This is a genomic window from Kitasatospora sp. NPDC048296 (assembly GCF_043201815.1).
Lineage (GTDB): Bacteria > Actinomycetota > Actinomycetes > Streptomycetales > Streptomycetaceae > Kitasatospora.
Map to the genome: position 1 here is coordinate 71,317 of NZ_JBICZB010000027.1, position 25,669 is coordinate 96,985.

General features: G+C 71.5%; 13 protein-coding genes. 4 read left to right on the forward strand and 9 right to left on the reverse strand.

The features are described 5' to 3' along the window. Positions 1–43: 43 nt before the first annotated feature. Entirely contained in the window at positions 44–1,099 is a 1,056-nt protein-coding gene (locus ACGF12_RS18370) for an alpha/beta hydrolase (protein ID WP_393030610.1), read from the reverse strand. Positions 1,100–1,504: 405 nt separating this feature from the next. Between ACGF12_RS18370 and ACGF12_RS18375 the strand changes: the two genes are divergently transcribed. Then, positions 1,505–2,287, forward strand: coding sequence for an SDR family oxidoreductase (locus ACGF12_RS18375; RefSeq protein WP_393030613.1), 783 nt, complete (start codon positions 1,505–1,507; stop codon positions 2,285–2,287). Positions 2,288–2,442: 155 nt separating this feature from the next. On the opposite strand, the gene ACGF12_RS18380 is transcribed toward ACGF12_RS18375, so the two are convergent. From ACGF12_RS18380 to pulA, 3 genes are all read right to left on the reverse strand, one after another. After that, positions 2,443–4,182 (reverse strand): carbohydrate-binding module family 20 domain-containing protein, encoded by a 1,740-nt coding sequence (locus tag ACGF12_RS18380; RefSeq protein WP_393030616.1) that lies wholly within the window; start codon positions 4,180–4,182, stop codon positions 2,443–2,445. A 230-nt stretch (positions 4,183–4,412) separates the two neighbouring features. Beyond that, positions 4,413–6,740, reverse strand: coding sequence for a M4 family metallopeptidase (locus ACGF12_RS18385; protein WP_393030619.1), 2,328 nt, complete (start codon positions 6,738–6,740; stop codon positions 4,413–4,415). A gap of 569 nt (positions 6,741–7,309) precedes the next feature. After that, positions 7,310–12,883: a pullulanase-type alpha-1,6-glucosidase gene (pulA, locus tag ACGF12_RS18390; RefSeq protein WP_393030622.1), complete on the reverse strand. Its 5,574-nt coding sequence runs from the start codon at positions 12,881–12,883 to the stop codon at positions 7,310–7,312. Between the two features lie 317 nt (positions 12,884–13,200). Between pulA and ACGF12_RS18395 the strand changes: the two genes are divergently transcribed. Continuing rightward, positions 13,201–14,169 (forward strand): phosphatase PAP2 family protein, encoded by a 969-nt coding sequence (locus ACGF12_RS18395; RefSeq protein ID WP_393030625.1) that lies wholly within the window; start codon positions 13,201–13,203, stop codon positions 14,167–14,169. 55 nt (positions 14,170–14,224) lie between these two features. Here the strand turns inward: ACGF12_RS18395 and ACGF12_RS18400 are convergent, their stop codons facing one another. Together ACGF12_RS18400 and glnA are read right to left on the reverse strand one after the other, a co-directional pair. Then, entirely contained in the window at positions 14,225–17,251 is a 3,027-nt protein-coding gene (locus ACGF12_RS18400; protein WP_393030627.1) for a bifunctional [glutamine synthetase] adenylyltransferase/[glutamine synthetase]-adenylyl-L-tyrosine phosphorylase, read from the reverse strand. A 165-nt stretch (positions 17,252–17,416) separates the two neighbouring features. Continuing rightward, the gene (glnA, locus tag ACGF12_RS18405) at positions 17,417–18,778 is read right to left on the reverse strand and encodes a type I glutamate--ammonia ligase (RefSeq protein ID WP_380609224.1); all 1,362 of its coding nucleotides are present in this window, start codon (positions 18,776–18,778) and stop codon (positions 17,417–17,419) included. Positions 18,779–18,952: 174 nt separating this feature from the next. Here glnA and ACGF12_RS18410 point away from each other — a divergent pair, with 174 nt between their 5' ends. Then, positions 18,953–20,707 carry an NAD+ synthase gene (locus tag ACGF12_RS18410; protein WP_393030631.1) on the forward strand — a complete coding sequence of 585 codons (1,755 nt, stop codon included), beginning with the start codon at positions 18,953–18,955 and terminating at the stop codon, positions 20,705–20,707. Between the two features lies 1 nt (position 20,708). Here ACGF12_RS18410 and ACGF12_RS18415 read toward each other — a convergent pair whose 3' ends face one another. From ACGF12_RS18415 to ACGF12_RS18425, 3 genes are all read right to left on the reverse strand, one after another. After that, positions 20,709–21,758: an endonuclease/exonuclease/phosphatase family protein gene (locus ACGF12_RS18415; RefSeq protein ID WP_393030634.1), complete on the reverse strand. Its 1,050-nt coding sequence runs from the start codon at positions 21,756–21,758 to the stop codon at positions 20,709–20,711. A 230-nt stretch (positions 21,759–21,988) separates the two neighbouring features. Beyond that, positions 21,989–22,618, reverse strand: a complete 630-nt coding sequence (locus ACGF12_RS18420; protein WP_393030637.1) for a TetR/AcrR family transcriptional regulator — start codon at positions 22,616–22,618, stop codon at positions 21,989–21,991. A gap of 152 nt (positions 22,619–22,770) precedes the next feature. Then, the gene (locus tag ACGF12_RS18425; RefSeq protein WP_393030640.1) at positions 22,771–24,384 is read right to left on the reverse strand and encodes an MFS transporter; all 1,614 of its coding nucleotides are present in this window, start codon (positions 24,382–24,384) and stop codon (positions 22,771–22,773) included. 278 nt (positions 24,385–24,662) lie between these two features. On the opposite strand from ACGF12_RS18425, the gene panB reads away from it, so the two are divergent. Beyond that, complete coding sequence (panB, locus tag ACGF12_RS18430; protein WP_393030643.1) at positions 24,663–25,532, forward strand: 3-methyl-2-oxobutanoate hydroxymethyltransferase; 870 nt, start codon at positions 24,663–24,665, stop codon at positions 25,530–25,532. The last annotated feature ends 137 nt before the right edge of the window (positions 25,533–25,669 follow it).

The following is a 25,669-nucleotide window of genomic DNA, read 5'->3' on the forward strand; positions in this document are numbered from 1 at the left end:
CCTGCGCACGGGCCGAAGCCCTCCCGCCGAACCACCCTCCGGCTCAGTCCGAGGCGGGGCCCGCCAGGTTCTTGGTGAGCCACTGCAGGGTGTCCGGGATCATCTTCTTGAAGTCCGAGGTGAGGTGCTTGCCGCCGGGCTGCTCGTAGTACTCGATGGACACCGGCGGGACGGCCTTGGCCACCCAGCTCTTGACGACGTCCTTCTCGTAGCCGTTGGCGCCGCCCGCGGTGACGTACATCTTCACGTCGGCCTTGCCCTGGGTGATCAGCTGGTTGGGGCTGTTGGCCGCCTTCTCGGCGTCGTGGCCCTTCCACAGCCCGGAGTCCGGGATGAAGTAGCCGTCGATCGGCACCGCGGCCTTGTAGACGTCCGGGTGCTGCAGGGCCATCTTGGCGCTGCAGAAGCCGCCGGTGGAGGCGCCCATCACGCCCCAGCTGTCGCGGCCCTTCAGGGTGCGGAAGCTGGCGCGGACCCAGTCCGGGATGTCCTCGGCCATCCAGGTGCCCATCTTGGGCTGGCCCGGGATGTCGGAGCAGTCCAGCGCGTTCTTCTCGTCGCTGTTGAAGTTCTGCACCGGCATGATCATGATGAACGGGTGGGCCTTGCCCTCCTTGACCAGCCGCTCGTCCTCCTCCTGGATCGGCAACTGGTTGTCGGTCCAGGTGTTGTAGCCGTTGCTCTGGCCGCCCGCGTAGAGGGTGAGCACCGGGAAGCCGGTCTTGGCGAACTTGGGGTCGTTGTACTCGGGCGGCAGCCAGACCCAGACCTGGCCGGTGACACCGGACTTGGCGCCGGCCACCTTGGTCATCATGATCGGGCCGGCCGCGGTGTCCCGGACCTTGCTCATGGCGGGGGCCGGGCCGGTCGGCATCTGCACCGCCCCGTTGGCCGCGGTGGGCTGCTCGACGGAGGGCACGGCCGAGACGGCGGCGCCGGCGCTCGGGCTGCCCGCACCACTGGTCGCTGCCGGGGTGCCGTCCGCCGAGACGTTCCCCTTCCCGCCGCCGGAACTCCCGCAGGCCGCGAGCGAGGCGGCCAAAGTGAGGACGGCGGCGCCGGTCAGGACGGCACGGGAACGGGACGACTGCCTAAGCACGGTGAGAACTCTCCGACCGATGTCACGCCCGGTCCGTCTGACCGGGCGGCGGCCCCCCGGTGGGGCCGGACAGGCCCGGGGGCGCGGTGCTGGTGCGGTCCCCGGAGTGGTGGGCGCGACGTCCCTTACGGAACCGCACCTTCCTGCGATCTTATGACGTGGGCCGGGGTGGGCCGGTTGCGAGGTGGCCACCGGAAATCCAATGTTTGTTCGCGATCAGGTAAAGGCCTTCACCCCTCCCGCCGGACGGCGGGGGCCGGACGGCGGGGCCCACAGCCGCCCACCGGTCGGGCCGTCCGGTTTTTGGGTGCTTTGACCAGTGACGGCGGCCCGCACATCCGGAACGATCTCCTCAGCACGCCCGGAGAGTGACCGCACCGGTACCCGTCCACCGAGGAGAGCACGATGTCCGAGCAGATCACCGCCGCCACCGCCGGAACGGCCCCGGCCGCCGGAGTCGCCGTCGTCACCGGGGCCGGGAGCGGGGTCGGCCGGGCCGTGGCGGTCGAGCTGACCGCGGCCGGCTGGTGGGTGGTGCTGGCCGGACGCCGCGCCGAGCCGCTGCGGGGGACGGCCGCGCTCTGCGCCGCCCCGGCCGAGGTGGTGCCGACCGACGTCACCGATCCGGCGGCGGTGGACGCGCTGTTCGCGACGGCCGTCGAACGCCACGGCCGGGTGGACCTGCTGTTCAACAACGCCGGCACCTTCGGCCCGGCCGTCCCGGTGGAGGAGCTGGCGGTCGAGGACTGGCGGGCGGTGGTCGACCTCAACCTGACCGGCGCCTTCCTCTGCGCCCGGGCCGCGTTCCGGCAGATGCGGGCCCAGGACCCGCAGGGTGGCCGGATCATCAACAACGGCTCGATCTCCGCGCACGTCCCGCGCCCGCACTCGATCGCCTACACCGCGACCAAGCACGCGATCACCGGCCTGACCAAGTCGCTCTCGCTGGACGGCCGTCCGTACCGGATCGCCTGCGGCCAGATCGACATCGGCAACGCGGCGACCGACATGACGGCCGCGATGAGCGTCGGGGTGCGGCAGGCGGACGGCCGGATCGCGCCCGAGCCGACCATGGACGTGGCCGATGTGGCGCGCACCGTACGGCACATGGCCGGGCTGCCGCTGGAGGCCAATGTGCAGTTCGCCACCGTGATGGCGACGGCGATGCCGTACATCGGGCGGGGCTGAGGACGTCGGCCCGTACGCCCTCACCCGGCGTCTCCACGGGCTTTCGGGCCCGAAGGCTCCGCTCCCGCCCGTCCGGCGGTACCTGACGGGGACTCCCACCCGAAGGAGTGACCCCCGTCGGTCCGGGCCGACGGGGGTCACCAAGGGTCCCGGGGCTACGACTGCCAGCTGTCGTTCAGCGTGACGTTCCCCGAGGAGGGCGCGGTCGCCGTGCGGTTGGCCCCGGACTCCCAGGTCACCACCCCGCTCGCGTCCTTGCGGACGTACTTGTACTGGAAGGACGTGCCGCCCGGCAGCGACAGCGCGAGCGACCAGACCGGGTAGCCGGCCGAGGAGAGCGGCAGCGCCTTGGCCGGGTCCCAGCCGTCGAGCGCGGGGACGTCGCCGACCACATAGATGTTCTGACCGTACGAGGTGGTCGCGTTGACGTTGAAGGAGGCGCCGGAGACGTTCGTCCCGGGCTGCACGTACAGCGCGACCGCGTCGCCCGCGCCGACCGTCGCGGTGAACTGCCCGTTGGCGCCCACCTGGTACGTCGGGCCGGTGCAGCCGCCGCCCGGCTGCGGGTCGCCGTGCTGGACGTCGCAGTACGTCCCGGCCGGCAGCCCGGTCTGGAAGGTCTGGGTGATCGCGCCGCTCTCGTGGTTGATCGCGACGTAGCCCCGGTTGCCGCGGCCGAAGGCGATCGCGTTGTTGCCGTTGGACCACCAGTCGGTCACCCCGGTGCCCGCGACCGCGTTGCGGAAGCCGACCATGTTGGCGATCTGCCGCCAGGCGTGGGTGCAGTTCCAGCCGTCCTGGTAGCAGGCGTTCACGGTGCCGCCGTTGGGCGGGCCGTCGTCGTTGTTGGTGAAGCTGTAGCCCGAGTAGATGTTGGGCGAGCCGTAGGTCGAGGCCAGCAGGAAGATGTTGGCCAGCGTGTAGGTGTTGCCGTAGGTGTAGTTGAGGGTGGAGCCGTTGCGCTCGGTGTCCCAGTTGTCGATGAAGCTGCGCGCCTGGTTGCTCGGCAGGTAGCCCCAGGAGGCGCCCCAGCCGCTGAGGTTGGCGAGCTTGTCGCTGGTGAAGATGCGCTTGAGGTCGGTGCCGACCCGGAACTCGTCGACGTCGCCGTTGCCGGTGTACTCGGAGGGCTGGATCGGCTCGCCGGCGCCGTAGATGACCTCCTGCACCCAGTAGGCGTTGGGGTTGGCCATCTTGGCCTTGATCGCGGCGAGCTCACCGGCCGCGATGTGCTTGGCGGCGTCGATCCGGTAGCCGTCGACGCCGAGCGAGCCCAGGTCGTCCAGGTAGTGCGCGATGGTGGTCTGGACGTAGGCGCTGCCGGTGTCCAGGTCGGCCAGGTTGACCAGTTCGCAGTCCTGCACGTTGGTGCGGTCCTGGTAGTTGGTGATCGGCTGGCGGCAGGTGTGGAAGTCCTGGTCCTGGTACGTGCCGGGGTAGTTGTACTTGGTGTACACCGTGCCGCCGGTGCCCGTCCCGGAGCCGGCCGTCATGTGGTTGACGACGGCGTCGGCGATCACCTTGACCCCGGCCGCGTGGCAGGTGTCGACCATGTTCTTGAAGGAGGTGCGGTCGCCGAGCCGCCCGGCGATCTGGTAGCTGACCGGCTGGTACGAGGTCCACCACTGCGGGCCCTGGATGTGCTCCTGGGGCGGCGAGACCTCGACGAAGCCGTAGCCCTTCGGGCCGAGGGTGGAGGTGCAGGCCTGGGCGACCGAGTCGAAGCGCCACTCGAAGAGGGTGGCGGTGACGTCCTTGCCGTTGTTCGCGGGCGGGGTGGCGTGGGCGGCGGGGGTGCCGAGACTTCCGGTGAGCGAGAGCGAGAGCGCGAGCGCCGCCGAGGCGGCGAGCGCACCGGCCGCGCGGGCGGGCCGGCGGGTGGGGGTGGTGACCACGTTGTCTCCATGGGGGGTGGCTGGGGTGGGGCAGCCGGGATGAATCTCTGGACCTGTCCTGCAAGAAAATTCTGTAACTTGCCGGAAACTTGCAGAGAACTTAGAGCCATGGAAAGACAGCGTCAAGGCAACTGACAGAAACGTTTCCGCATCAGTATCGGAGTTGAGCATCCGGAGCACGGCGAAGGCCCGGCAGCCGTGGCCGCCGGGCCTTGCCTACCGACCGGACGTCAGCTGGTCTGGATCGAGGTGTCGTCGATCACGAAGCTCGTCTGCAGCGAGGAGTCCTCGGTGCCGGTGAACTTCAGGGTGACCGTCTGGCCCGCGTAGGACGAGAGGTCGAAGGTGCGCTGCTGGTAACCGGCCGCGGCGTCCACGTTGGAGTAGGTCTTCAGCGTGGTGCCGTTCACCGACACGGCCAGCTTGTCGTACGCGGTCGAGCCCGACTCGGCGGTGTCGATGTGCAGCCAGAAGCTCAGCGTCGCCTTGCAACCCGCCGGGATCGTCACCGTCTGGGACAGCGTGTCGGTGTGGGTGCTGCCGTAGCCGTTCAGCCACGCCTTCCACGAACCGCCGTGCGCCGCCTGCGAGGAGCTGTTGTCGACCACGCCCGAGCTCGCCGTCCACGGCGCCGCCGTGCCCGTCTCGAAGCCCGGGTTGCCCAGCAGCTGCGCCGGGGTGCAGCTGCCGCCACCACCGGTGACCGCCCAGGTGAAGCTGGTGGTCCCGGTCTTGCCGGCCGAGTCGGTGACCGTGACCGTCACGTTGGAGTTGCCCGCGGTGGTCGCGGTGCCGGTGATCACGCCGGTGCCGGCGTTGATGGCCAGGCCGGCCGGCAGACCGGTGGCCGAGTAGGACAGCGGAGCCGTCCCGCCCGAGGCCTTGATCTGCAGGTTGACCGAGCCGCCCACCGCGGTGGACTGGTTGCCCGGGCTGGTGACGGTGATGCCGCCCGGGTTGGGCAGCGAGCCAACGTTGACCGCGGCCCAGGCGGTGGCGACCTGGTTGTACTCGGTGCTGTTCGCGCCGTACAGGTCGGTGGCCGCGTTCAGGGTCGCGGTGCGGGCGGCGGCGTAGTCGGTGGTGGAGGTCATGTAGGCGGTCAGCGCCTTGTACCAGACCTGCAGCGCCTTGTCCCGGCCGATGCCGGCGACGGTGATGTTGTTGACCGTCGGGCTGTTGTAGCTGAAACCGTTGATGGTCTTGGCGCCGCTGCCCTCGGACAGCAGGTAGAAGAAGTGGTTGGCGACACCGGACGAGTAGTGGACGTCCAGGTTGCCCACGCCCGAGTACCAGGAGTCGGCCGAGGAGCCGTCCTTGGAGGGCTTGTCCATGTAGCGCAGCGGCGTGCCGTTGCCGTTGATGTTGATCAGCTCGCCGATCAGGTAGTTCGGCGGGTTGGCGGGCAGGTTGGCGTAGAACTCGACGCCGGTGCCCATGATGTCGGAGGTCGCCTCGTTGAGGCCGCCGGACTCGCCCGAGTAGTTCAGGTTGGCGGTGGCCGAGGTGACGCCGTGGCTCATCTCGTGGCCGGAGACGTCGAGTTCGGTGAGCGGGTGGGTGTCGCTCGCGCCGTCGCCGTAGGTCATGCAGAAGCAGCCGTCGTCCCAGAACGCGTTGACGTAGCCGGTGTCGTAGTGGACCCGGCTCATGGCGCCGACACCGTCGTTCTTGATGCCGCTGCGGCCGAAGGTGTTCTTGTAGAAGTCCCAGGTGGCCGCGGCGCCGAACTGGGCGTCCACGGCGGCGGACTGACGGTTGCTGACCTGGCCGTTGCCCCAGGTGTCGGTCGAGTTGGTGAACAGCGTGCCGTTGCCGGAGGTGCCGTTGGCCATGTCGGTGGCGTACTGGCCGCCGCGGCTCGCGTCCTTGAGCTGGAACTGCGAGCCGCTCTGGGTGGTGGTCAGCGGAACCTGACCGACGAACACGCCGGTGCCGCTGCCGCGCTTGATGCCGTCGGCCTTGCTGAGCACGTCACCGGTCCTGGCGTCGGTGACCACGTGCAGCTTGCTCGGGGTGCCGTCGGACTCGCGACCGTTGACGACCGTCTCCCAGGCGAGCTTCGGGGTGCCGTCGGCGGCCCAGACTACCAGGCGCGGGGCGGAGTCGACCGAGCCCTGCTCGGCGGCGAGGGCGGCCTCCTGGGCCTTCGGGGCGGCCAGGGTCGGGGTGGTGTCGACGCCCGCGAGGTTGGCCTCGCTGGCCTTGGTCACGCTCTTGGTGGCGCCGGCCGCGTCCTGGTGGACGATCAGGTCGCCGCCGAGGACCGGAAGTCCGGCGTAGGTGCGCTCGTAGCGCAGGTGGCGACCGCCGTTGGCGTCCTGGACGACGTCCTTGGCGACCAGCTTCTCCTTGCCGTCCAGGCCGAGGGTCTGGGCGAGGGAGGCGGTCTGCTGGTTCGCCGAGGCGATCAGCGCGGCCCGGGTGGTCTGCTGGGCGGCGACGGCGGCCGGCGCGTCCGGGGCGGCCTGGGCGATCACGGGTATGCCGGTGACCAGCAGCGCGGTGGTGGCGGCCAGGACGACCGCCGCCTTCCGGGTGTGAGCGTAACGGGACATGCGGACTCCTTTTCCGACCGGCGCCGGTTCGCGCGCGGTGGAGAGAATCTGGGCCGCGGGGTTGCGGCGCAGTGGGGGCCCCCGCCCGGTGCGACGGGGGTGCGGTTGCGGTGCTCACGGGCGTTGCAGGGGTTCGTTGCAGGGTTGGGACGCGCTGCACCTCAACTGGAGCGACTGCACCGGGGGGTGGGGCCCCCTCGTCTGCAGCCGGAGGAATCGTGGCAGCAAACGCGCCGTTAATGACAGATGCATGCCACTGATTGGCCGATTCATTACCGAAACCGTATGCACAACGGTCCGTCAGCTGTGTTACGGCATGACCAAGTCTTGAACACGGTTTTCATGGTCCTGACAAAGTTCGATCACAGTCGGAGGTGACTGACCAGCGCTCAGTCCTCCGGCGCCTACCGCGCGGTGGGCGGCAGCCTCGCGCGGGTGCGGCACGTCACAGTTCCGGCCGTGCCACCGCCGGATTCCGGCCATTCCCCGGCCGAAACGGAACCGGGCCCCGCACCGGCTGTAACAGCGGTGCGGGGCCCGGGAGTTACCGGACAGTCGGAATCAGTTGGTCAGTTCTGGACGAATACCGCCACGGTACGACCCGGCACGGTGAAGGTCCCGGTCGCGGCGTCGAAGCCGGACTGCTTCACCACCTGGTCCACCCCGGCCGCCTGGACGGGGTGCAGCGTCTGGCCGGTCCCCTTCAGCTCGGCGACGGCCTGGGTCTGGGTGGCGGGCGTGGCGTTGAAGACCACCGTGATGCCCTTCTCCGCGCCCGGCAGCCCGGCGCCGTCCAGGTGCAGGGTGATCACCCCGGGCGTCTCGCCGGACGTGCCGGAGAGCGGGTACGACAGCCGCTGCTGGACGTCGGCCAGGGTGGGGAGCGAGAACAGCGGCGAGGACTGCTTGATCCGCAGGAAGTCCTGGAACTGCGCGGTCGTCGCCCGGATGTCGGCCGCGCCCACCGTCAACTTCGGGTTGGCCAGCAGGGATCGGGCGGTCGGCCACATCTCCTGGTTGTCCTTGGCCATCGGCAGGCCGCGGCCCCAGCCGTTGCCCTGAGTCGCGTCCCAGTGGATGGCGTTGAACCAGTCGCCCGAGTCGTAGGCGTTGGAGTCCAGCGACTTGGAGCGCAGCAGGTCGCTGCCGGCCTGGGCGAAGCCCGCGCCCTGGGTGAGCGCGGTCAGCGACAGCCCGAGCGCCTGCATCCGGGCCCGGTCGGCGGGCGCGGTGCCGGTCGGCAGCTTGTACGCGAGCGCGTCGAACAGGTCGGTGTTGTCGTGGGCGTCCACGTACTCCACCGCCTCGCCCGGCTTGGCCGCGTACCCGGTCGGGGCGCCGTTGTAGTCGACCTGGGCGCCGGTGACGGCCTTGCCCGAGCTGTCGGTGAAGGAGTAGCCGGCCAGGTTGCCGGTCAGCCCGACCTTCAACTGGTCCATCTGGTGCAGCAGTCGGGCCTTCTGCTCCTGCGGGCCGCCGTTCGCGGGCGAGCCGTTGGGGTCGGTGTACAGGCCCGAGGCGAAGCCCTGCTGCGGCGCCGAGCTCAGCATGAAGTTGCCGCCGCGGGCGGCGTCGCGGATCCGGTCGTCGAAGGTGGCGATGCCGGTGCCGGCCATGTTCTGCTGGGTGGCCTGCTGGAACCGGGCGTTGTTGGCGACGGTGCCGAAGTTCCAGCCCTCGCCGTAGAGGAAGATGTTCTTGCCGTCCACGCCGTCCGACTCGGGCGTCATCTTCCGCAGCGCGGCCTGCACGTCCAGCATGGTGGACTTCGGGTCCAAGCCCATCAGGTCGAAGCGGAAGCCGTCGACCTGGTACTCGCGGGCCCACAGGGTCACCGAGTCGACCACCAGCCGGTTCATCATGGCGTGCTCGGGCGCGGTGTCGGCGCAGCAGCTGTCCGCCGTCACCTTGCCGTCGGCGTCAAGCCGCTGGTAGTAGCCGGGTACGACCTTGTCCAGCACCGAGTGCTCGGCCTGGCCGCTGGCGGCGGTGTGGTTGTAGACCACGTCCAGCACCACCCGCAGCCCGGCCGCGTGCATCGCCTGCACCATCTGCCGGAACTGCACGGTGCGCGCCGTACCGTTCGGGTCGGTGGCGTACGAGCCCTCCGGCACGTTGTAGTGCAGCGGGTCGTAGCCCCAGTTGTACGCGTCGTCGGCGGCGACGGCCGCCACGCACTCCTGCTGCTTCGGGCTGTCCGGCGGCAGGGACTTGAGGTCGCAGGCCGGCAGCTTCTGGTCGGCCCGGTTCTCGTGGATGGTGGCGATGTCGAAGGTCGGCAGCAGGTGCACCGTGGTCACCCCGGCCTTGGCGAGGTCCCGGAGGTGCTTCATCCCGGCCGAGTCGGACTCGGTGAACGCCAGGTAGGTGCCGCGCTCGGCCTCCGGGACGGTGGTGTCCTCCACCGAGAAGTCCCGGACGTGCAACTCCTGGATCTGCTGCCGCGCGGGCGGGACAGCCTGCGGGCGGGGCTGGTCGTCCCAGCCCTGCGGCTTGAGCTCCTTGGCGTCCAGGTCGGCGACCAGGCTGCGCTTGGAGTCGGTGGACAGCGCCACCGAGTACGGGTCGGTGACGGTGTTGACCACCAGCTGCTGCACCGACGGTGCCCAGACCTTCACCTGGTACAGGTAGTACTTGCCGTCCAACTCCTGCTTGTCGCGGACGACCTCCCACACCCCGGTCTCGTCGTCCAGCTTCAGCGGCAGCGTCCTCGGGGTGCCCCCGGTGGCGCTGTCGAAGACCTGGACGGACACCTCCTGGGCGGTCGGCGCCCAGAGCGAGAGCGCGACCTTGCCGTCGTAGTACGCCGGACCGAAGTCCACCTTGCCGGTGCGGCGCGCGTACAGGTCGTCCAGCACGCCCGGGGTCTGGACGCCCGTCCCGGCCAGCACCGCGCCGCTCGGCAGGTGTTCGGTGAACAGCAGCTGGCCGCGCAGCGCGGCCGGGACGCGGGCGGTGTCCCGGGCGTCCACGGAGAAGGCCCGGTAGCCCGCCAGGTGCGGGTACTTGGCCTTCTGGGCGTCGGTCAGCCCGCCGGCCACGGGGTTGAGGCGGATCCACTTGCCCGGCTTGGTCAGCACGCCCTTGTCGGCGCGGATGCCGCCCTCGGGGTCGTAGACGAGCTGGGCGCTGGTGCCGCCGGCCAGGGCCTGGTCGGTGGCGCCGTAGTTCGCCGGGACGACGACGGTCTTCGCGTCGATCCACTGGGCCTTGGCGCCGGAGAGGTCCAACTGCGAGGAGGCGGCGGGGTTCTGCGGCAGCAGGTAGCCCTCACGGCCGCCGAGGATCCACACCTCCTTGCCGTTGACGGCGAAGTCCAGCGACTGGTCGGCGGGCAGGTCCTTGTCGTTGCCGTTGTGCAGGATGTAGCTGAGGCTGGTCGCCCCGGGGGCGAGCGGCACCTCGAAGACGGCGCCGAAGGCGTCCCGGCGGGCCGGCATCAGCGGCTTGCCCCAGTCGGTGGGGTTGGCGGCGCCGGTCCAGTCGTGCAGGCCCCAGCCGTCGTAGTTCCCGTCGGCCCGGTTGTAGTGGATCACGGCGGTGTTCGCCGGGATTCCCGAACCGGTCGACCCGGCCGCCGGGCCGGGGTCGGCCGTGCGGACGGTCGCGTCGCCCTGCTTCAGCCACACCTCGCCGGTGGCGCCGACGTCGATGTGCCGGTCGGCGTCCACGTCCTTGACGCCGTTCTTCTCGACGATGAAGCCGACGTCCGAGGCCCCGGGCTTCAGCCGCACGTAGGCGAAGGCCCCGTACGCGTCCCGCCCGATGAAGGGGTGCCCGGCCGGCCACTGGGTGCCCTCGCCGTCGGCGAGGTCGCCCCAGGCGTACAGGATCCAGCCGTCGTAGTCGCCGTCCGGCCGGTTGTAGTGGACGACGGCGTACGGGCGGGCGCCGGCGGTGGGCACCGGCTTGGGCGCGGGGGTGCCGGTGGTGAAGCTCGCGGTGGCGGAGCGCAGATGGCCGCTGGAGTCCTGCACGACGGCCTTGTACCGCACGACCGTGCCGGGCGCGACCGCGCTCAGGTCCTGGGTGACGGCGAAGAGCCTCTGCCCGTCGGAGCCGGACTTCCCGGTGTCGGCCGTCCCCAGGGTCTGCCAGGGCCCGTTGCCGATCTGCGCGGCGAAGCTCACCCGGTTGAAACCGCCGCCGTCCGCCGTGGCGCCGACCGTGACCGGGCCGGTCGAGCCGTCCGTCGGCGGCTGCACCGAGAGCTGCGGCGCGGCACCGGTTTTGGAGGCGGTGGCGGCGGCCAGCTCGGCGCCCGCCTTGAGCACCACGGAGGACAGCGCCGGGACGGTCACGGTCACCTTGCGGTCCGCGCCGCTGGTGACCCGCGCTCCGGCCGAGGGGTAGATCGGGTCGAAGCCCATCCCCGCCGAGAAGGTGTCCAGCGTGACGGTCTTCGCCTCGGTGGCGTTGTTGACCGCCACCAGGTACTCGACCTGCTGGCCGGCGTCGATCCGGGAGAAGGCGTACACGCCCGCGCCGTCGGCCGCGTAGCGCTCGATCTGCGCGCCGTCGGCCAGCGCCGGGTTGTCCCGGCGCAGCTTGGCCAGGCCCGCGATGCCCTGGTAGAGCTCGCCGCCCTGCCCGTACCGGTCGGCCGGGCCGGAGGCGCCGCCGAGCACCCGGTCGCTGTTGTAGGAGGGCGTCCTGGAGGCGAACATGTCCTGCCGGGCGTCCTTGTCGCCGCCCGCGCCGGTGAAGCCCTGCTCGTCGCCGTAGTAGACGACGGGCTGGCCGCGGGTGAGGAACTGCAGCTCGCTGCCGAGCCGGTCCTTCTTCAGCAGGGTGGCGTCGTCGGCGCCCGGGTTGTCGGCGAGCAGGAAGGAGCCGAAGCGGCCCATGTCGTGGTTGCCGAGGAAGGTCGGCAGCTCGTACGCGTCGGTGTCGGCGCTGGTGTAGCGGTAGTCCTGGGCATAGACGTCGGCGAGGTTCCTGGCCGAGCCGCCCTGCGAGACGTAGGAGCGGGCCGCGCCCTGGAACGGGAAGTCGAGCGTGGCCTGCAGCTTGCCCTTGGTGACGTACGGCGAGGTGACGGCCGGGTCGCCGGAGTAGACCTCGCCGAACATGAAGAACTTCTTGTTGCCCTGCTTGGTGGCGAAGTCCTTGAGCGCGGGCGCCCACTGCTGCCAGAAGGCCATGTCGACATGCTTGACGGTGTCGATCCGGAAGCCGTCCACACCGGTGTCCTTGACCCACTGCTGGTAGACCTGCTCGAAGCCCTTCACCACCCGGGGGTTCTGGGTGTCCAGGTCGTCCAGGCCGTTGAAGTCGCCCTCGGTGGCGGACTCGCCGACGAAGGTCGAGTCGCCGCGGTTGTGGTACAGCGCCGGGTCGTTGAGCCAGGACGGGCTCTTGGCCTTGGCGTCGGCCGGGGTGCGGAAGACCGGGGTGTAGGGGAAGGAGTCCTTGGTGATCTTCGGCCAGGGGGCCCGGGCGTCGGCGATCGCGGTCTCGTCGACCGGATTGCCGTCGGCGTCGAGGGTCGGGTACGCGCCGACCGAGCGGTAGCCGTGCTGCTGCTCGGCGTCGTCGATGACGTCGGCGGTGTGGTTGGTGATGACGTCGAAGAAGACCTTGATGCCGCGCGCGTGCGCCTTGGCTATCAGCTCCTTCAGCTGCTCGTTGGTGCCGAAGTGCGGGTCGACCTGGGTGAAGTCGGTGATCCAGTAGCCGTGGTAGCCGGCCGAGGCGTCGGCTCCGCTGCCCTGCACCGGCTTGTTCTTGAAGATCGGGGCCATCCAGATCGCGGTGGTGCCGAGGTTCTGGATGTAATCGAGCTTCTGGATCAGTCCGGCCAGGTCGCCGCCGTGGTAGAAGCCCTTGTCGCCGGGGTCGAAGCCGTTGTCCAGCCGGCCTCCGGTGATGCCGCCGGTGTCGTTGGCGGTGTCGCCGTTGGCGAAGCGGTCGGGCAGGACGAAGTAGAACTGCTCGCGGGTGAGGTCGTGCCGCCCGGCGGTGGCCGCCAGCGCGGCGTCCGAGGGCGGGGGCGGCGGGGCGGCGGCGAGGGCCGCAGGGGCGCCGCCGAGGGTGGCGGCGGTCAGTGCGGCGGCCAGCAGCACGGCCGTGCGGCCGGGTCTGCGGCGGCCGGTGCTCCGTCGGGCGGTGCTCCGTCGGGGGCGGAGCGGCGTATCGGCCACTGAGGGGCTCCCTTAGGGGGAAGGGCGATCGATTTCCCAGGAAGCTAGCGGCCTGCAATATGTTTCAGCAAGATGCAGAAAGCGTTTCGTGCCGGGAAAATCCAGGCCACGGGCGCTCCGGACCACCCCGGTTACGCCCCTTCGGCCGCCGGCCTGACAATGGGACGTATGTCCGCTCCACCGGTAAGCACCAGAACCGATCGCACCCCCTACCCCGGTGGGATCCGCCCCCTAGCCCTCAAGGGGGACAGCCGGTGAAGAATCCACTTCCAGAGGATGAGCAGACGGCTACGAGCGGTCTGGCAGACTTGCCGACCATGGGGGAACCGACCGAGATCCAGCGAGGCGACGCCGGGCGCGCCGACGCGGCCCACGGTGGCGGTTCCGAAGCAGCGGCGGCCGCCCCGGCCCGGCTGCCCGATGGAGCCACCCGTGCCGCCCAGTCCCGCACCGCCGCTCTGCGCGGCCGCATCCGCGACCAACGCCGCTCACCGGCCCGGCCGCGGATCTGGTTCGAGTTGGCCCTGATCGGGATCAGCTACTGGCTCTACTCGATCGTGCGCAACGCCGTCCCCGAACAGGAGGCGGTGGCGCAGCGGAACGCACGCTGGATCTGGGAGCTGGAGCAGCACCTCGGCATCGCCGTCGAGCGTTCGATCAACCACGCCATGGACAGCGTCGGGTGGCTCATCACCGGGATGAACTACTACTACGCGACGCTGCACTTCATCATCACGATCGGCGTGCTGGTCTGGCTCTACCGCAGCCACCCCGGCCGCTACGTCGCGGCCCGCACGACGCTGTTCGTCACCACCGGGATCGCCCTGATCGGCTTCTACTTCTTCCCGCTGGCCCCGCCCCGGCTGATGACCGGCGGCGGCTTCATCGACACCGTCCAGGTCCACCACACCTGGGGCTCCTTCGCCTCCGGTCCCGCCGCGCACGTCTCCAACCTGTACGCGGCCATGCCCTCGATGCACATCGGCTGGTCGATGTGGTGCGGTCTGGCGATCTTCTACCTGGCCCGCCGGACCTGGGTCCGGGTGCTCGGCCTGATGTACCCGCTGACCACCCTGACGGTCATCATCTCGACCGCCAACCACTTCTGGATGGACGCCGTCGGCGGCGAGATCTGCCTCGCGGTGGGCTTCCTCACCGCCCGCTGGATCTACCACGAGTGGGTCTACAAGCTGCCGCAGGTGCCCGCCCGGGAGACGGCGACGGAGGAGCCGATCACCGTCCCGGAGCAGTGGAGCGAGCCGGCGGTCAGCACCGCGCGGCGGTAGCCGTACCGAACAGGGGCCCCTCACGCGGGGGCCCCTTTCACATGCCCGTGAAGGCTCAGCCGGACCCGTAGAACAGCCGGTCCACCACCGCCCGGGCCCGCCGGGTGGTGCGCCGGTAGTCGTCCACCAGCTCCCCGCTGTGCCCGGCGCCGTACCCCAGGTAGCGGGCCACCCCGGCCAGCTCCCGGGCCTCGCCCGGGAAGCTGTCCCCCGGCCGCCCGCGCACCAGCATCACCGCCGCCCGCACCCGCGAGGCCAGCACCCAGGCCGTGTCCAGCACCTCCGCGTCCGTCGGCTCGACCAGCCCGGCCTCCGTGGCGGCCGCCAGCGCGGCCCTGGTCCTGGTGGTGCGCAGGGCCGGCAGCTCGTGCCCGTGCTGGAGCTGGAGCAACTGCACCGTCCACTCCACGTCCGCCAGCCCGCCCCGGCCGATCTTGGTGTGGGTGGTCGGATCGGCCCCGCGCGGCAGCCGCTCGGCCTCGATCCGCGCCTTGATCCGGCGGATCTCCACCAGGTCCCGCTCCGGCACTCCGGTGCCCGGGAAGCGCAGCGGGTCGATCAGCTGCCGGAACCGCGCCCCCAGCTCCTCGTCCCCGGCCACCGGCTCGGCCCGCAGCAGCGCCTGGCTCTCCCAGGCGTGCGACCAGCGCCGGTAGTAGGCGGCGTACGAGGCCAGGGTGCGCACCAGCGGGCCGCTGCGCCCCTCCGGCCGCAGGTCGGCGTCGACCAGCAGCGGCGGCTCGGTGGACGGCGCGGCCAGCAGGGTCCGCAGCTCGTTGCAGACCGCCTGGGCGGCCCGGGCCGCCTCCTGCTCCAGCGAGCCGAGCAGCGGCTCGTGGACGAAGAGCACGTCGGCGTCCGAACCGTAGCCCAGCTCGTGACCGCCGAAACGGCCCATCGCGATCACCGCGATCCGGGTCGGCAGGTCCCCGTGCTCGGCCTCCCAGCCGGCCACGCAGGCGCGCAGCGCGCCCTGGAGGGTGGCGCCGTTGAGCGCGGTCAGCGCCTCCCCCGCGGTGTCCAGCGCCTCGCCCGGGTCCTCCCCGAGCCGGCCGAGCACGTCCGCCCCGGCCGTACGGAACAGCTCCCGGCGGCGCACCGACCGGGCGGCGGCCACGGCGGCGGCGGTGGACCCGGCCCGGCCGACGGCGGCCAGTATCTCCGACTGCAGCGCCGCCCGGCCGCGCGGCACCAGGCCCTGCGGGTCGCCCAGCATGGCCACCGCCTCGGGGGCGCGCAGCAGTAGGTCGGGGGCGAGCCGGCCGGCCGACAGCACCCGGGCCAGCTGCTCGGCGGCGGCGCTCTCGTCCCGCAGCAGCCGCAGGTACCAGGGGGTGCGGCCGAGCGCGTCGGAGACCTGGCGGAAGTTGAGCAGCCCGGCGTCCGGGTCGGCCGAGTCGGCGAACCAGCCGAGCAGCACCGGCAGCAGGGTGCGCTGGATCGCCGCCTTGCGGCTCACCCCGGAGGCGAGCGCACTGATGTGCCGCAGCGCGGCGGCCGGATCGGCGTAGCCGAGCGCCTCCAGCCGGGCCCGGGCCGCGTCCGGGGTCAGCCCGGCGGCGCCGGGCGGCAGCTCGGCGACGGCGTCGAGCAGCGGACGGTAGAACAGCTTCTCGTTCAGCCGCCGGACCTCCACCGCGTGCCGCTTCCACTCGCGCTGCAGCGCGGCCACCGGGTCGGAGCGGGTGTCGTCGTTGATCAGCGCGGCGAGCGAGCGGGCGAGGCGGCGCTGGTCCTCCTCGGCGGTGGGCATCAGGTGGGTGCGGCGCAGCCGGTGCAGCTGGATGCGGTGCTCCAGCGAGCGCAGGAAGCGGTACGCGGCGTCCAGCGAGGCGGCGTCCGCCCGGCCGACGTACCCGCCGCGGGAGAGCGCGGCCAGCGCCTCCAGGGTGTTGCCGCTGCGCAGCGCCGGATCGGTGCGGCCGTGCACCAGCTGGAGCAGCTGGACGGAGAACTCGACGTCGCGCAGCCCGCCCGGGCCGAGCTTGAGCTGGCGGTCCAGTTCGGTGACCGGGATGGAGTCGATCACCCGGCGGCGCATCTGCTGCACGTCGGTGACGAAGTTCTCCCGGGCGGCGGCCTGCCAGACCATCGGGGCGAGCGCCTCGACGTACGCGGCGCCGAGTTCGGCGTCCCCGGCGACCGGGCGGGCCTTGAGCAGCGCCTGGAACTCCCAGGTCTTGGCCCAGCGCTGGTAGTAGGCGAGGTGGCTGGCCAGGGTGCGCACCAGCGGGCCGTTGCGGCCCTCCGGGCGCAGGTTGGCGTCCACCGGCCAGATGGTGCCCTCACCGGTGGTGTCCGAGCAGAGCCGGGTGAGTGCGGCGGCCAGCCGGGTGGCGGCCTTGACCGCCTCGTGCTCGTCCACGCCCTCGCGCGGCTCGGCGACGAAGATGACGTCCACGTCCGAGACGTAGTTGAGTTCGCGGCCGCCGCACTTGCCCATGCCGATCACCGCGAGCCGGCAGGCCGCGGCGGCCTCCGGGTCCTGCTCGGCGGCGAGGTCCAGGGCGGTCTGCAGGGTGGCGCCGGCCAGGTCGGCGAGTTCGGCGGCGGTCTGGGCGAGGTCGGTGGTGCCGGTGAGGTCGCGGGCGGCGATGGCCAGCAGGCAGCGGCGGTAGGCGACCCGCAGCGCGTTCGCCGGGCCGAGGGTGTCGTCCCGGACGCCCTCGGCGAGGGCGCGGCGGAAGTCCTCCGGGCCGGGGTGCATGTCGCGCAGCTCGAAGGTGACCAGCACGTGCCAGTCGTGCGGGTGCCGGGCCAGGTGGTCGCCGAGCGCGGTGGAGACGCCGAGCACGCCGAACAGCCGGTCGCGCAACGGCTTGGAGGTGGCGAGGGTGTCGCGCAGGGTGTGCCGCTCGCCTTCGTCGGCGGCCTCCAGCAGCCGGGCCAGGCCCAGCAGCGCGAGGTCGGGGTCGGCGGTGGCGCCGAGCGCGTCCAGCACCACCGGGTCGTCGGCCAGGCCCACCAGTGCGGGGCCCGCCAGCAGCCGCACCGCCTGCGCGGGGTCGGTGAACCCGCGCCGGACCAGCCTGATCTCGGGCCGGCTGACCCGGCTCCCGGCCCGCTGCTCCTCCGCCGCCATCGGCCCCTCCATCCGTCCCCCCAGCAGGTTACGCGCCCGCGCGGCGCGGCGCCGGGCATGACCGGCGGGTGGACCGGCCCGGCCGTTGGAACCCGCCCCCGCCGCACCGCGGGCCCGCCGTCGTCCGAACGAACGACAACGGGCCCGAAGGGGTTTGAGCCGGGCTCAGAGCACCTGGAGGTTCTTCCGCAGCTCGAACGGGGTGACCTCGGAGCGGTACTCCTCCCACTCCTGGCGCTTGTTCCTGAGGAAGAAGTCGAAGACGTGCTCGCCCAGCGTCTCCGCGACCAACTCGCTGCGCTGCATCAGGTCGATCGCCTCGCCGAGGTTCTGCGGCATCGGCTGGATGCCGAGGGCGCGGCGCTCGGAGTCGGACAGCGCCCACACGTCGTCGTCGGCGCCGGGCGGGAGCTCGTAGCCCTCCTCGATGCCCTTGAGGCCGGCCGCGAGGGTGACGGCGTAGGCGAGGTACGGGTTGCAGCCGGTGTCCAGGGAGCGGACCTCGATCCGGGTGGAGCCCTGCTTGCCCGGCTTGTACATCGGCACCCGGATCAGCGCCGAGCGGTTGTTGTGACCCCAGCAGATGTACGAGGGGGCCTCGCCGCCGGCGCCGGCGGTGCGCTGGGAGCCGCCCCAGATCCGCTTGTAGGAGTTCACCCACTGGTTGGTGACGGCGGCGGTCTCGGCGGCGTGCCGCAGCAGGCCGGCGATGAAGGATCTGCCGACCTTGGAGAGCTGGTACTCGGCGCCGGACTCGTGGAAGGCGTTGCGGTCGCCCTCGAACAGCGAGACGTGGGTGTGCATGCCGCTGCCCGGGTGCTCGGAGAACGGCTTGGGCATGAAGCTCGCGTGCACGCCCTGCTCCAGCGCGACCTCCTTCATGACCAGCCGGAAGGTCATGATGTTGTCGGCGGTGGACAGCGCGTCGGCGTAGCGCAGGTCGATCTCCTGCTGGCCGGGGGCGCCCTCGTGGTGCGAGAACTCGACCGAGATGCCCATCGACTCCAGCATGGTGATCGCCTGGCGGCGGAAGTCGTGGCCCACCCCGCGCGGGGTGTGGTCGAAGTAGCCGGACTGGTCGGCCGGGATCGGCGGGGTGCCGTCGCCCGGCAGGTTCTTCAGCAGGAAGAACTCGATCTCGGGGTGGGTGTAGAAGGTGAAGCCCAGGTCCGAGGCCTTCTCCAGGGTGCGCTTGAGCACGAACCGGGGGTCGGCGTAGGAGGGCGAGCCGTCCGGCATCAGGATGTCGCAGAACATCCGGGCGGTCCCCGGGGTCTCCGAACGCCACGGCAGGATCTGGAAGGTCGTCGGGTCCGGCTTGGCGATCATGTCGGACTCGTAGACCCGGGCGAAGCCCTCGATCGCCGAGCCGTCGAAGCCGATGCCCTCCTCGAATGCCTGCTCCAGTTCGGCCGGCGCCACCGCGACCGACTTCAGGAACCCGAGCACATCGGTGAACCACAGCCGGACGAACCGGATGTCACGCTCTTCGAGCGTCCGAAGCACGAACTGCTGCTGCTTGCCCATGGGGACAGTCTCACCTCTGCTCTTTACGCTCGTGTTACGCCCGGGCGACCCCCGAAAGACCTCGCGCGGCGACTGCCCCCATCATGGCCGATCATCGCGCCGCCCGGCAGTGCCGACCCCGGTTCCGGACCCCCGCGCGGGACATTGCGTCAGTTAGACGATTACACTCGGGGCATGCCCAATCTCCGTCTCGCCCTGTGCCAGATCGACCCCTGGGTCGGTGACATCGCCCGCAACAGCGATGAGGTGGTGCGCTGGACCAGGCAGGCCGTCGAGTCCGGTGCCCAGCTGGTCGCGTTCCCCGAGATGGCCCTGACCGGGTACCCGGTCGAGGACCTCGCCCTGCGCAGCTCGTTCGTCGAGGCCTCCCGCGGTGCGCTGGTCGAGCTGGCCGGGCGGCTGGCCGACGACGGGCTGGGCGAGGTGCCGGTGGTGGTCGGCTACCTCGGGCGCTCCGACCACGCCTCGCCGCGCTTCGGCCGCCCGGCCGGGTCGCCGCAGAACTGCGCCGCCGTACTGCACCGGGGTGAGGTGGTCACCCGCTTCGCCAAGCACCACCTGCCCAACTACGGCGTCTTCGACGAGTACCGCTGGTTCGTCCCGGGCGACCAGCTGCCGGTGCTGCGGGTGCACGGGGTGGACGTCGCGCTGGCCATCTGCGAGGACATCTGGCAGGACGGCGGCCGGGTCACCGCCGCCCGCGAGGCCGAGGCCGGACTGCTGCTGGTGGTCAACGGCTCGCCGTACGAGCGGAACAAGGACGACCAGCGGCTGGAGCTGGTCCAGCGGCGCGCGGCCGAGGCGGGCTGCACCCTGGCGTACGTCAACATGGTCGGCGGCCAGGACGAGCTGGTCTTCGACGGCGACTCGATCGTGGTCGGCGCGCACGGCGAAGTCCTCGCCCGCGCCCCGCAGTTCGAGGAGCACCTGCTGGTGCTGGACCTCGACCTGCCGGCGGCCAGCAGCGACCGCACCGACGGCCTGCTGCTGAGCGACGGGCTCCGCCTGGTCCGCACCGAGCTGGGCGGCGAGCAGGCCGAGGCCCCCGCCGGACGGCTCGACGCAGGGGTCGCGCCGCGGCTGTCCGACGAGGCCGAGATCTGGGCGGCACTGGTCGCCGGCACCCGGGCCTACGTGACCAAGAACGGCTTCGAATCGGTGCTGATCGGCCTCTCCGGCGGCATCGACTCGGCGCTGGTGGCCTCGATCGCGGTGGACGCGATCGGGCCCTCGAACGTGTACTGCGTCTCGATGCCCAGCCGCTACTCCTCCCAGCACTCCCGGGACGACGCGGCCGAGCTGGCCCGCCGCACCGGGCTGCACTTCCGGACCGTCTCCATCGCCCCGATGTTCGACGCCTACCTGAGTGCCACCGAGCTGACCGGCCTGGCCGAGGAGAACCTGCAGTCCCGGCTGCGCGGCACCCTGCTGATGGCGATCTCCAACCAGGAGGGGCACATCGTGCTCGCGCCCGGCAACAAGAGCGAGCTGGCGGTCGGCTACTCGACCCTGTACGGCGACTCGGTGGGCGCGTTCGGGCCGATCAAGGACGTCTACAAGTCGCTGATCTTCCGGCTGGCCCGCTGGCGCAACGAGGAGGCCGAGCGGCGCGGCGAGATGCCGCCGATCCCGGAGAACACGATCAGCAAGCCGCCGTCCGCCGAGCTGCGGCCGGACCAGAAGGACACCGACTCGCTGCCCGACTACGACCTGCTGGACAGCGTGCTGGACCGCTACATCGAGGGCGACGAGGGCCGGGATGCGATCGTCGCGGCCGGCTTCGACCCGGCCGTGGTGGACCGGGTGGTCCGGCTGGTCGACACCGCCGAGTACAAGCGGCGCCAGTACCCGCCGGGCCCGAAGATCTCGGTGAAGAACTTCGGCCGGGACCGCCGGCTGCCGATCACCAACCGCTGGCGGCGCGGCTGACCTACGAGGAGTACCGGTAGGCGGCGGCCACCGCGAGGTGGTCGCTGCCGTCCCGGGGCAGGGTGCGGGAGTCCACCGGCTTGAGCCCGCCCTTGCTCATGATCTGGTCGATCCGCGCCATCGGGAAGGCGGACGGCCAGCTGAAGCCGAAGCCGTCCCCGGCGGCCCCCTGGGCCGAGCGCATCTGCGAGGTGACCGGCGCCAGGCTGCGGTCGTTCATGGTGCCGTTCAGGTCGCCGAGCAGCAGGACCTTCTTCTGCTGCTCGCCCTGGATCGCGTCCCCGAGCGCCTGGGCGCTGACGTCCCGCTGGTCGACGGTGAAACCGCTCTCGGCCTTGAGCCGGACCGACGGCAGGTGCGCGACGTACACCGCGACCGGGCCCTGCGGGGTGGCCACCTGAGCCCGGAACGCCCTGGTCCAGCCCATCTTCAGGTCCACCGGGGAGACCCCGCTGATCGGGTACTTCGACCAGAGCCCGACCGTCCCCTCCACCGCGTGGTACGGGTACGCGTCGGCGAGGCCGGTCTCGTAGGCCCGCAGAGCCTTGCCGGCCAGCTCCTGCAGGGCGACGATCTGGGCATCCGAGGCCACCAGGCCGCGGATGGTGCCCGGCACGTCGGTGTTGTCGGCGGCGACGTTGTGGCTGACCACCGTCCAGTCGCCCTTGCCGCCGCTCTTGTCGGTCAGCAGCCCGCCGAACAGGTTGGCCCACAGCACGGCGGGTAGCAGCAGGGCGAGCAGCGCGGTGGCGGAGCGGCGCAGCAGCGCGGGCACCAGCAGCACCGGGACGGCCAGGCCCAGCCAGGGCAGGAAGGTCTCCAGCAGGCTGCCGAGGTTGCCGACGCCGTTGGGCACCTCGGCGTGGAAGGCCAGCAGCACGGCGGTGAGCACGGCCAGCAGCGCGATCACCAGTCCGCGCCGCCAGGTGCTGCTGCCGCGGCCGTCCCGGCCCCAGCCCCGCAGGCCGAGGAAGCCGCCGGTACGGCCGCCGGGGGCGGCGCCCGTGCCCCAGGCGGCCGTGATGCGGTCGGTGCTGTCCGCCTGCGTCATGCCGTGGCTCCCTCGTTCGTGCCGTCGCCGGTCCGGCGTCCGGTCCGTGCGGGTACGGGCGGAGTGCCGGACTGGTGCCGGTTTGATCGGATACCCGGCTCAGCCTATGCCGGGACAGACGCCCGCCCCCGGGAGCGGGTTCCGGCGTGGCCCGGTTTGGTGAGCCAGGCCACGTCCGGACACGATCCACTCGGGCGCTGCTTGGGCGCTGCGTGGGCGCTGCGTGGGCGCTACTTGGGCGCGAGGCCGTCGAGCAGGGCGTCGACCATCTTGCGGGCGAGGTCCGGGTCCTCCAGGTCGGAGTCGTCCCACAGGATGCTGCGGTAGAGGATCGGGCCCATCAGCAGGTCGCCGAGCAGGTCCAGGTCGAGGTCGTCACGGATGATGCCCTCGGCGACGGCCTGGCGGATCAGGCCGAGCCCGGCCTCCCGGCGGGGTTTGATCACCCGCTCGCGGTACGCGGCGTACAGCTCGGGGAGGGTCTGCATCTGACCGAGGGCGGCCTTGAGCACCCAGCGGGTGCGCTTGGCGAGGCCGCGCCGGCGGACGTAGTCGATCATCTCGATCAGGTCGTCCCGGGCACTGCCGCCGGACGGCTCCGGTACCGGGACCTCCAGCCGGCTGACCACGTCGACCAGCAGGGCCTCCTTGTTGGACCAGCGCCGGTAGATGGTGGCCTTGCCGACGCCGGCGGCGGTGGCGATGCCCTCGATGGTGAGCTCGGAGAGTGTGGTGCCGGCCGCCATCATCTCCTCGACGGCGGTGAGGATGGCCTGCTCGGCGGCCTCACTGCGGGGCCGGCCGCGGCGTGCGGCCGCACAGTGCTGCCCGGTGTCGGCGCTCGGCGTGTCCGTCCTCATCCCCGATGTCTCTCCCTCGCTGACCCCTGCGCGCGCGGGCGCCGTGGCGTTTCGGTGGGTGGGTCCGCGGGCGGGTGGCCCCGCCTGGACCGAGGCCCTGCCGACCGGGTGCACCGGTCGGCAGGGCCATTGTCGCGCAGCTGATCCGCAGATCAGGCGTCGGCGGCCGCGGCCTCCCGGGCCTGGCCCGGCTGCGCCGGGGCCGGTCCGGCCGGGCCGCCGGGGGCGGCGGTGCGGCGCGGCAGCAGGAACCAGGCGACCAGCGCGCCGACCAGCGAGATGCCCACCGAGAGCGAGGCCACCACGTGCATGGCGTGGATGAAGGCGTCGTTCGCCGGGGCGATCAGCGCCTTGCCCGCGCCGTTCGGGATCCGCTCGGCGATGGCCAGGGTGGACTCCAGCGACTCGCCGGCCTTCTCGCGCAGCCCCTCGGGCAGGTGGTTGAGGGTGTCGGCCATCCCGTCCCGGTAGACACTGGAGAGCACCGCGCCGAGCACGGCGACCCCGAGCGAGCCGCCGACCTGGCGGAAGGTGTTGTTGACGGCCGATCCGGCGCCGGCCTTCTCGCGGGGCAGCGAGCCCATGATCGCGACGGTGACCGGGGGCATGACGTGCGCCATGCCCGCACCCATCACCAGGCCGAGCACGATCAGCACCCAGATCGGGGTGGTCGCGGTCAGCACGGTGTAGCCGACGAAGCCGATCGCGACCAGCACCATGCCGCCGGCGGCGGTGGCGGCGACGCCGAGGCGGTCGACCACCAGCCGGGCCCGCGGGGCGAACATCAGCTGGGCGACGGCCAGCGGCAGCATCAGCAGACCGGCCTGCAGGGCGCTGTAGCCGCGCACGCTCTGGGTGTAGAAGACGCCGAAGAAGGAGACGCCCATCAGCGCGAAGAAGATCACGGCGACGACCACCACCGAGGCGCTGAACACCTTGTTGCGGAACCAGGTGACGTCCAGCGCGGGGAACGGCGTGCGGCGCTCGAACCAGACGAAGGCGACCAGCGCGAGCACGCCGAGCAGGGTCGGGCCCCAGGCCTCGAAGGAGGTGAAGTCGGCCAGCTCGCCGCCCTTGATGATGCCGTAGATCAGCGCGACCAGGCCGATGATCGACAGCAGCACCCCGACCGGGTCCATCTTGCCCGGGTTCGGGTCCTTGGACTCGGGGACCAGGATCGCCATCGCGATCACCGCGACGACCACGATCGGGACGTTGACCAGGAAGACCGAGCCCCACCAGAAGTGCTCGATCAGCACGCCGCCGGTGATCGGGCCGATGGCGATGGCCAGGCCGACCGCGCCGGCCCAGATGCCGATCGCCTTGGGCTGCTCCTCGCGCTCGAAGACGTTCATGATGATCGCCAGCGTGGCGGGCATCGCGAGCGCGCCGCCGACGCCCATCAGGGCGCGGTAGCCGATGAGTTCGCCGGGCGAGCCGGCCATCGCGGACAGCAGCGAGGCGATGCCGAAGACCACCATGCCGGCCAGCAGGGCACGCTTGCGGCCGAAGCGGTCACCGAGCAGGCCCGAGGTGAAGAGCAGCCCGGCGAACACCAGGGTGTAGGAGTTGATCGCCCATTCGAGGTCACTCTGGGTGGCGCCCAGACCGACCGGGGCGGGGGTCGCGATGGTCTTCATCGCGACGTTGAGGATCGAGTTGTCGAGCACGACGACGAGCAGGGCGAGCACCAGGGTGCACAGGATCGCCCAGCGTCTGCGGTGGATGGCTTCCGGCACACGGGGTGGCGCGGCTGCGGTGGTCATTGGTCTTCCCGTCCGTGTTGGCGTGGCACTGGCGGGCATTTGCGAGTCGCGGACGTCTCGTAACCCCCCGCACCAGAGTAGCGGCCAATACGATACGAGACGAATCCGTTTCGTAAAATGGAGGCAAAGCCCGGATGGCCCGGAGGGGCCGGTGTGGCGTGGATCGCACCCGGTCGCGCGCACCCCTCTTTGCGCTCACGTCGGGGCGTGCAAGCATGGAGGTGATCCGGGGACGCCGCACGGCGCCACGAGACGACAACCCTTCAGGAGTCCGTTCGATGAACGCTTCTTCGCCTTCGCCTGCCCAAAACCAGGCGTCGACCACCACCCTCTACGGCGGGATCACCAACCGCCGCGTCACCGTCCGCGACCTCGCCGCCGCCAAGCAGCGCGGCGAGAAGTGGGCGATGCTGACCGCCTACGACGCCCTCACCGCAGGGGTGTTCGACGAGGCCGGGATCCCCGTCCTGCTGGTCGGCGACTCCGCCGGCAACTGCCACCTCGGCTACGAGACCACCGTGCCGGTGACCATGGATCAGATGGCGATGCTCTCCGCCGCCGTCGTCCGCGGTACCCAGCGCGCGATGATCGTCGCCGACCTGCCGTTCGGCTCGTACCAGGAGTCGCCCGCCCAGGCCATGCACAACGCCGCCCGGCTGATGAAGGAGGCCGGGGTCGGCGCGGTCAAGCTGGAGGGCGGCGAGCGCAGCGCCCGCTCGATCGAGCTGCTGGTCGAGGCCGGCATCCCGGTGATGGCGCACATCGGCCTCACCCCGCAGTCCGTGCACGCCTTCGGCGGCTACCCCGTCCAGGGCCGCGGCGACGAGGCGGCGCACCAGCTGCTGCGCGACGCCAAGGCCGTCCAGCAGGCCGGCGCCTTCTCGGTGGTCCTGGAGGCCGTCCCGGCCGAGCTGGCCGCCCAGGTCACCGAGCAGCTGGCGATCCCGACCGTCGGCATCGGCGGCGGGCCGGAGACCGACGCCCAGGTGCTGGTCTGGACCGACATGGCCGGCATGACGGCGGGCCGGGTGCCCAAGTTCGTCAAGAAGTACGCCAACCTGCGCGGCGTCCTGGGCGAGGCCGCCCGCGAGTTCGCCGAGGAGGTCCGCACCGGAGCCTTCCCGGCGGCGGAGCACAGCTTCCACTGACACCCACCTGCTTCACCCCGTCGGGGGGGGGGGGGGGGCCCCCCCGGGGGGGGGGGGGCCCCCCCCCAATGGGAAAAAACCGTATACACAAAAAGACGGTGGGGGGGAGGGGTGGGGGGGGGGGGGTGGGGGGGACA